The sequence below is a fragment of the Campylobacter sp. BCW_4323 genome (assembly GCF_001763115.1).
Lineage (GTDB): Bacteria > Campylobacterota > Campylobacteria > Campylobacterales > Campylobacteraceae > Campylobacter_D > Campylobacter_D jejuni.
Genome location: NZ_MJYC01000043.1, coordinates 1 through 4,320 on the forward strand (window position 1 = coordinate 1; position 4,320 = coordinate 4,320).

General features: G+C 26.4%; 2 protein-coding genes and 2 pseudogenes. All 4 read left to right on the forward strand.

The genetic code is table 11. The annotated features are described in order from the left end of the window. Positions 1-782 (forward strand): annotated as a pseudogene (locus AJN60_RS09700) (hypothetical protein); the annotation flags it as partial. A gap of 358 nt (positions 783-1,140) precedes the next feature. Next, positions 1,141-2,829: a lysozyme gene (locus AJN60_RS04075; protein WP_070285916.1), complete on the forward strand. Its 1,689-nt coding sequence runs from the start codon at positions 1,141-1,143 to the stop codon at positions 2,827-2,829. Continuing rightward, positions 2,819-3,565: a hypothetical protein gene (locus AJN60_RS04080; RefSeq protein ID WP_070285915.1), complete on the forward strand. Its 747-nt coding sequence runs from the start codon at positions 2,819-2,821 to the stop codon at positions 3,563-3,565. The genes AJN60_RS04075 and AJN60_RS04080 overlap by 11 nt, the downstream gene beginning before the upstream one ends. 44 nt (positions 3,566-3,609) lie before the next feature. Then, positions 3,610-4,320 (forward strand): annotated as a pseudogene (locus AJN60_RS04085) (hypothetical protein); the annotation flags it as partial.

Sequence of the window (4,320 nt, forward strand, 5' to 3'; positions counted from 1 at the left end):
TGATAATGGTAAAATTGAAATCATTGCTTCAGCTCAATATGGTGCAAGCAATGCTTTAGGTATATATACAGGGAAAAATGATCACTCTATAAAACCTCTTGTTAATACTCTCTATTTTATTCTTATCTTTTAGAATTAGATGCTAACTATAATAAGGTCAAAGATAAAAGCCTTAGTGAGTGTATAGAGTATCTTAATCATTTTATGAAAAATATTCAAATTTATACAGAAACTTTTGTGTTAAAAAATAATGCTATTAATAATAAAAATTTCGCTCTTAAAAATGGACCTCTTGGACTTTTTAGAAGTTCTCCAGAAAAAATCAATCATTTTGAATATTTTCTTTCATTAATAGCCACCATAATGCAAGAAACAAATGGTATTTTAGAAGAGCTTGGAGATAATTATTATGCAAGCTATAAAGCTCCTACCACTAGTCAAACAAAAATCATAGATTTTATTTTAAAAGTACATGAAAAAGAAAAATATATTTTAATTCTTGATAAAAATGATTTTAATAAATACAGAAAAGATTGTTCCTTTATTAATAATCAAGAAAACTTAGCTCATAAAATTGCCATTGGGGAATTTAGAATTTTCATTGTGGTTTATAAAGATATGAAATGTCTTGAAAATATTAATAATATAACAAAAATATATGGATATAATTCAAAAAGTTATAAAATAAAAGATCAAATTTGGGATGAGCAATATTTAGGTGGAGTTTGTAAAATATCACAAGCTTTTATTTTAATGGAAAAGCTAAAATAGGTATTATTTAGGAAAATTATGATAGGTAAAGACTTTTTATATTCTATTCATAAAGATAAAAAAAGTATTTATTTATTTTGTGAAAATAAAAGCATCATTGATTGTCAAAGTATTTATGATGAACTTTATAAATTAGAAGCAACGACAGATTTTACTTTTGAAGAACTTCAAAACTATCAAGCTTATATCTTCCTAAACTCCACTCTCCTTACAGGCTCAAATGAACTTCCTAACAATCCTTTTTACTTTGGAGAATTAGATCAAGATAATACTATAAAACAAGATACACCCAGTTATTATTTTTCTCCTAAAGATGAAAGCAGTGGTTTAGGAAGACTTAGTATCTTTTATAAAAATGATGAACTTTGCTTGCTTAATTATTCTATTATAGAAAATTCTTTAAATATTAAATTAGAATGTTTAAGCAAACAAAGCTTAGAGTATAAAGACTTAATTTCAAACACTTTAAAAGAACAAAAAACCACACAAGTAGATAAAAAACAAGCTATAGCTAAACTTCATGCTCTTTTAGAAAATCAAAACCTAGAATGTATCCATGGAGGTAAAGTCATACTTAAATCAAACAAAGGAAAAACTTTTAAAGATGATGGTGTGCCTATAATGCTAGAAAGTGATTTATTAAACTCTAGTATAGTAGCTTGTCCTAATACTATAGCAGGTGTAAGTGTTCCTTGTACTAAAGTTGTTAATGTAAAAGGATCCTTATCTCAAAAGAAAGTCAATAATGAATATGTAATCTTACAAGAACTCATCTCAGCTTGTAAAACAGATAAAGGCTTTGCTTTAAAAGTAAGCTTTACTCCTACTAAGTTTAAATTTGATCACAGCTTTGATCCTAAAGAGGGCTTAGGAGAACAAAGTAAAAATCAAATAGAGTTAAAAGAGCCTATAATAAGACTTCATTATAAAAGTGATAGATTTCAAAAAGATAATTTACCTATCTATAATCTTTTAATCAATAATGAAAAAAAAGAACAAGATAAGGCTTTAAATGAATTTAATATAGATTTAAAAGATTTAAAAGATATAGAGGATATAAATATTCTTAATCAATTCAAACAAGACTTTAGTAAAGATTATGAATTTAAAGAATTAAATCTTAGCTTTGATACTAATTTAATCAAACTTTATTTTATTATCCCAAAAAACATTGCTAAAGTTTATAAAAGTGCTTATAAGGAATTTGAAAATAAAGATTTAGGAGTAGGGTATTTTACACAGCTACATGAGTATGATAAAATCATCAAAAATTCCCTAGAAGACAATAAAAAATTAAACGAATATCATTTAACTTTTTTAGCTCCTGCAAAAATGCAAAATTTAAAACTTCAAATCGCACAAGGACTAGATGAAATCTTAGAAGATGAAGATAGAAAACAAGAGCTTTATGTTTGTAAGTTTGTGGTGGTAAATGGGGTTAGTGAAAACAAAATAAAAGCAAAAAATAAAGATGTAAATATAAATAATGGCACAAAATACACAAACACTACAAAAAGCAATAATATAAGTTCTAGTGAAAACAATGCTCAAGAAATCATCCCTGATAATGTTATAAGAATACAAACACAAGATGGCGGTGGGGAGTTTATTGAGATAGTATTTCCTAGTCAATTAGAACTCAATGATAAACCTTTGGAAGATGTGAGTTATACATTTGTTCCGGCTTTAAGAGGGATAAAGCAATTTTTTAAAGATACTGAGTATTTAAAACCCAGAACATTGACTAAAGATGAAGTGTTGCAGATAGTAGATAAACTGCCAAAAAATGTTCGAGATAAACGCAGGAGAATAGTTGAAAATAAAGAGGAATTAGACAAATTATGGAAAAAGTTAACTAAAAATTCTGAAGAGTTTGAAAATAAAGTAGATAAAAAATACGGACAGCCGATTTATATGAGAAAACTAGATGATCAAACTATTATACAATATAAGAAAACTTCTAAAAGCGGGGGTGAGACCATAGAGATAAATTCCAATAAGCCAAGAGGAAATCTTAAAACAATACATATAGAAAATGGGATAAAAAATGAAATATAGGTATATAAAATGGGATGAAAACGAAAAGTGTGCTATTTTTTTTCCTGATATAGATTTTGATATATGGAAAAAAACCCAGCTTTTAGAGAATGATTATGCTAATCCAACTTTAATTATATCATCTCATTTAAAAGATAAGGTCGGTATTTTAGAACTATTTGAATATTATATTTTGCTTATTTGTGGAAAAAGCATGGGTGTCTCAAGGTGGGAATGTAATAATTTAATTTTATTAGATACTTACAGCATCGATAATATTAGCAGTCCATTTTATTTAAATACACCCAAACCTACCTATATAAGTGAATATATTAATGTCTTGGGGCAACTTTTTCTAGCAGGTTATATAGATTTTGGATCTTATTGTGATGAAGATAGAAATAAAATAGATTATCCCTCAAACTTATCTTATTATAAAGAAGATAAATATCAAGCTTGGATATATTTTAGAGATAATTTCTTCTATAAAGAAAGATTTATTAGAGAGTTGGATGATCTCGAGACATTAGATGAGGATGGATGTAGTCTTGTTTTAGGTAATGTTTCTTGGGATACACCACAATATTGGTCACAATACAATATCTGGATAGCAACAACCCCAAAAGGCACAAAATACTTCCAAGAAATCTTAGCTCCTAAATTTTACAACAAATACAAAGATTTAGAAGTAGAGATTGATGATAAGGGTAATGTGCTTAGATGGATAGGAGAGATTAATAGAGACAAAAAATATTAGCAAATAAAAAATGATATAATAATGCTTTATATAAGGAATCTTTTATGTTTATAAGTTCTAAAACAGAGTTAATTCAAACTATTAAAAATTTAACAATCAACAATAAAGAAGTTAAACAGATTGATTTTATCAATACTTTAAAAAAATTAGTCAATCCTTTAGCAGTTATAAGAGATCATTTTGTAACTTATCCTTTTGCAATCAACTCAAAATTCATTAGCTTTGATTTAAAGAAAATTTTTTATGGCATAGATCTTTGCACAGGAGTTTTTGACACTCATTTTTCCTTTCATTATGAAATAGATCAAAAGCTTGAAGAAAATAAAGAATTTCTTTTAAAAAGACTTTTATCTTATTTGATTATTGATGAGAAAAGAAATGCAACTGCTTTAGAGGATATAAAAGAACAAAAATATATTATAGATGATTATACTTTTTATTTTAAAGAGTTAAAATCTTTAGAACTTAAAAAATGCACTATATATCAACTTCCTTGTAATCATCCTTTGTTTAAAGAGTTTAGAAATAAAGAAAAGCAAATTAGTGCTTTTAAAAAGGATGAAGATAGTCCTATTCATGCTTACAATGAAGCTTTACAAATTTTACAAGATTTTGCTAATGGAATTTACAATACAAGTAAAGATAAAACAGGAAGATATATAGAAGATAAAAATAAGGCTAGAAGATTACTAGAAAAACTCAATATCATAGGACAAAACAATCTTAAGGCTATGTATATGGGGATAAATGGAAAT